The 3,848-nt window shown below is 64.9% G+C and carries 5 protein-coding genes; 3 read left to right on the top strand and 2 right to left on the bottom strand.

The genetic code is table 11. The features are described from left to right. Both EOA28_RS39060 and EOA28_RS28015 read left to right on the top strand, forming a co-directional pair. A partial coding sequence (locus tag EOA28_RS39060; protein ID WP_189342214.1) for a glycine--tRNA ligase subunit beta occupies positions 1–924 on the top strand: 924 nt, incomplete at its 5' end. Between the two features lie 141 nt (positions 925–1,065). Then, on the top strand, positions 1,066–1,476 hold the full coding sequence (locus EOA28_RS28015; protein ID WP_245463218.1) for a hypothetical protein: 411 nt from the start codon (positions 1,066–1,068) through the stop codon (positions 1,474–1,476). A 118-nt stretch (positions 1,477–1,594) separates the two neighbouring features. On the opposite strand, the gene EOA28_RS28010 is transcribed toward EOA28_RS28015, so the two are convergent. Both EOA28_RS28010 and EOA28_RS28005 read right to left on the bottom strand, forming a co-directional pair. Beyond that, complete coding sequence (locus EOA28_RS28010; protein ID WP_127253398.1) at positions 1,595–1,981, bottom strand: hypothetical protein; 387 nt, start codon at positions 1,979–1,981, stop codon at positions 1,595–1,597. Positions 1,982–2,161: 180 nt separating this feature from the next. Then, positions 2,162–2,659, bottom strand: a complete 498-nt coding sequence (locus tag EOA28_RS28005; protein ID WP_127253397.1) for a hypothetical protein — start codon at positions 2,657–2,659, stop codon at positions 2,162–2,164. A gap of 171 nt (positions 2,660–2,830) precedes the next feature. Here EOA28_RS28005 and EOA28_RS28000 point away from each other — a divergent pair, with 171 nt between their 5' ends. Next, entirely contained in the window at positions 2,831–3,793 is a 963-nt protein-coding gene (locus tag EOA28_RS28000; protein WP_127253396.1) for an L-threonylcarbamoyladenylate synthase, read from the top strand. Positions 3,794–3,848: the final 55 nt, after the last annotated feature.

Raw genomic sequence — 3,848 nt, 5'->3', positions numbered from 1 at the left:
CTGCTGCAGGGCGAGCATCCATCGGTGGCCGCCGCCGCCGAAGAGCACTACAAGCCGCAAGGTCCTTCCGATCGCGTGCCGACCGATCCTGCCTCGATTGCCGTTGCGCTTGCCGACAAGCTCGACACGCTGACCGGCTTCTGGGCGATCGATGAAAAGCCTACGGGCAGCAAGGATCCGTTCGCTCTGCGCCGAGCAGCACTTGGCGTGGTCAGGATCCTCATAGAGAACCGTATCCGTCTGGCGTTGACGTCCGTCTTCGCCAAGGCCTTCGCGAACTTCAAAGACGGCACAGATCAGTCGTCTGACCTTCTCGCCTTCTTCCACGATCGCCTGAAAGTCTATCTGCGTGAAAGCGGTGCACGGCATGACTTGATCGACGCCGTGCTGTCGGCAGGTTCGCGCCCAATCTCTCCCCTTGTGGGGGAGATGTCGGCGAAGCCGACAGAGGGAGGCGCTGTCCCGCCGGCCTCACATTCTGTCGCGCCCGGCCAATCGCCGAACGACGACCTCCTTCAGATCGTGCGCCGCGTCGAGGCGCTGGGCTCCTTGCTCGAAACCGACGGGGGCAAGAACCTGCTCGCCGGCACCAAGCGAGCCGCCAACATCCTGGCCGCCGAGGAGAAGAAGAAAACGTCCGTGGCCGAGACCGTTGAGCCGGCTCTGTTCCGCGAAGACGCGGAAAAGAAGCTCTATGCCGCGGTGAATCAGGCCGAGAAGGAAGCCGGCCAAGCGATTCAAAACGAAGATTTTTCTGCCGCCATGCTGGCGCTTAGCGTGTTGCGCGAACCGGTTGATTCATTCTTTGAAGGCGTTCTCGTGAATGATGAGGACCAGGCCGTGCGCGCCAACCGCCTGGCGCTGCTTGCCCGCATCCGCACCGCCACCGACCAGGTCGCGGATTTTTCAAAAATCGTCGGCTGACGGCTCGAAACGTCGCACATTTGGACATGCCCGCATCCGCCAGGATGCGGGCACGTTTCAACAATTTGCCGCCCGGAATTTAATGCCCCGGAGCCGGCTTACAGTCATACGGCTATGACCTCCGCGTGGGAGAACCGATGCATGTCGCCCGGAACTGCGCAGCGGTTCCGGGACAACGACATGCATCAGACAAAAGACGTTCCCAGACCACGGAGGCATGCCATGAATTCCGTTGACGATATCGACCTGATTGAAGAGACCCCGGCCGCCGCCGAGGCCGTCGAACCCGCTTCCGATGACATCCTCAACCATGCTGCCGCCGCGGCGGTCGAAGCCGCCGACCTGCCCGAGGACGACGAGGACGAAGACGCCGACGAGGAGGCCGCTGCCTCGGCCGACGATGAGTCGGAAGACGAGGATGAGGATGACGACGAGGACGGCGACGAAGAAGCCAAGGCCTCGGGCGACGATGAGTCCGATGACGAGGATGAAGACGGTGATGAGGATGAAGACGACGCCGACGAAGACGACGACAAGGAAGAAGCGGCCTGAGCCGTCGGCAGTCGTTTGAAGAATGAAGGGCGGCGCGTTTCGCGTCGCCCTTTTTCGTCAGGCTAGCCTGATCAGGCTTCCAGGAAGAATGGCCCCGTCAATCAGGAAGATTGAGGCCTCAATCTTCCACGATGCTGACGCGCACGCTGTCGGAGTAGACATCCACCTCGATCAGCGGCTCGCCGTTGACGATGGCGCGCCTGGTGGCGCTGCTCATGGCGCCGCCGCGTTCCAGCATGCGTTGCAGGTCGGCGCGCGAGCCGTCGCTGCGGAACCAGGGATCGCCCTGGTCGTCGCTGTCGCGCCGATGGAACTTGTGCCAATTGGCGCGGTCCTGCCGCACCATCTGCGCCGCGCTGCTCAGCGGATAGCCGTCGCTGGCGCGGTGATCGCGATCGGAAATCCGCGCGACGTAAGAGCCGAGCATGTCGTCGGCTCGCGCCGAACCCGCGACCAGTGTCGCCGCCACCAGTCCGGCAACGGCCATTGCTTTCGAAACAGTCATGAAACCCCCATTGAACGCCAGCGCGATAGTGCCCGATCGGGATGACGGGAATCGGACAGCGAGAGCAATTCCAGGAAAAGTGTGAAAACGGTCAGGCTCGGCGACTTCGCCGTAGCCCCCCGTCCGGAATTGCGTTCCGACAAACAGCGCCTAGCACATCGAAGCGGTATCGAGTGTGATCTACATCGCCTTGCCGACGCGCGGCAGCGGCTGGGCATTTGGCGGCTGCGCGCCGCCCGACGCATTGGCCGTCGCGGCCGGCTGGTTGCCGGCCTTGTCGTTGCCGTTCGAAGCGGAGGCGGTGCCGTTGGCAGGCGTTGCCGGCGAAGTGCCGTTTGCCGGTGCGGCCGCGGTTGTGGTTGCCGGTGCCGTGGGCTTCGCCGTCACGGGCGTTGCGAAGGCGCCGCCGACAATGCCGCCGCGGATGATCATTGGCGCCGGCTGATGCCCGGCCTTTTCGGGAATAGCCGCGACCTTTTCGTCGGTGACGGCGGGCACGGGATCGCCCAGCGCAATCATCGATGGCGCGGAGAGCGCCGACAGCTTGGCCGGATCGATCGCGTCCAGCCTGACCACCGAAGGCGTCGACGTCGAGGGTCCGACTACGACGATCGACGACGCATGCGCCGCGCCGTTCATTGCCAAAAGGCCGATGCCGAACGCTCCGAGCAAACGCATTACAAAAACTCCCCAGCCGGTAACCACCGGTCCGCACCTTAAGGCCGGCAAATTGAAGCGGGCTTGCGCGGAAACTTAACATTTTAGGGATTGATAAATCGCCAATGCCCGCCCTTGCCCGATGGAAGCCGTCGTATTACGGGACCGGCATGTTTGAGACTGGTGGCAAATTTGGCTGAGATATTGGCGGTTGGCGAGGCGCTTGAGCGGGCTTTGGCGTTGCTGCAAGCCGGCGACGTCGTCGCCATCCCGACCGAGACGGTTTACGGCCTGGCTGGCGATGCCACCAACGGCGTTGCCGTGGCGCGCATTTTCGAGGCCAAGGGCCGGCCGCGCTTCAACCCGCTGATCGCCCATGTCGCCGATCGCGCGATGGCGGACCGCATTGCCGGCTTCGACCCGCTCTCGGCAAAACTCGCGCAAGCCTTCTGGCCCGGCCCGCTGACGCTGGTGCTGCCGCAGCGCGCGGACAATGGCATCCATCCGCTGGTCACCGCGGGGCTGGATACGATCGCGCTGCGCATGCCGCGCGGGTTCGGCGGCGAGCTGATCGCGCGGCTCGGCCGGCCGCTCGCCGCTCCCAGCGCCAATTCCTCAGGCGGGATTTCCGGCACGACGGCGCAGGCGGTCGCCGCCGATCTCGGCGACAGGATCAAGCTGGTCGTCGATGGAGGCGCGACGCCCGTCGGACTGGAATCGACCATCCTCAAGGTCGAGGACGGCAAATTGCGGCTGCTCAGGCCGGGCGGCATCGGCGCCGAGGAGATCGAGGCCGCCGCCGGCGCGAAACTGGTGCGCGGCGCTGCCGGCATCGAGGCGCCGGGCATGCTTGCCTCGCATTACGCGCCGGGTGCGGCGATGCGGCTCAATGTTCAACAGATCGTGAGGGGCGAAGCATTGCTTGCCTTCGGCCGCAACCGCGCCGAGGGCTGGCAGAATGCGGCGGCTATGCGCAATCTCTCCGAGGCCGGCGACCTGCGCGAGGCGGCCAGCAACCTTTTTGCCGCCATGCAGGCGCTCGACCGCAGCGGCGCCGCCACCATCGCTGTCGAGCCGATCCCTTTCGAGGGGCTGGGCGAGGCGATCAACGACCGGCTCGCGCGCGCCGCTGCCCCCCGTGACAAGCAGGCCTAAGCGCCATAGGTTCTTGCCGCCATGAACGATCAGCCCTTCGACCTCGACCCTGCCG

The sequence above is a fragment of the Mesorhizobium sp. M2A.F.Ca.ET.067.02.1.1 genome (genome assembly GCF_004023285.1).
In the GTDB taxonomy this organism is placed as follows: Bacteria; Pseudomonadota; Alphaproteobacteria; order Rhizobiales; family Rhizobiaceae; genus Mesorhizobium.
The sequence above is the reverse complement of the archived record's forward strand: the minus strand, read 5'-3'. Positions and strand labels throughout refer to the sequence as shown.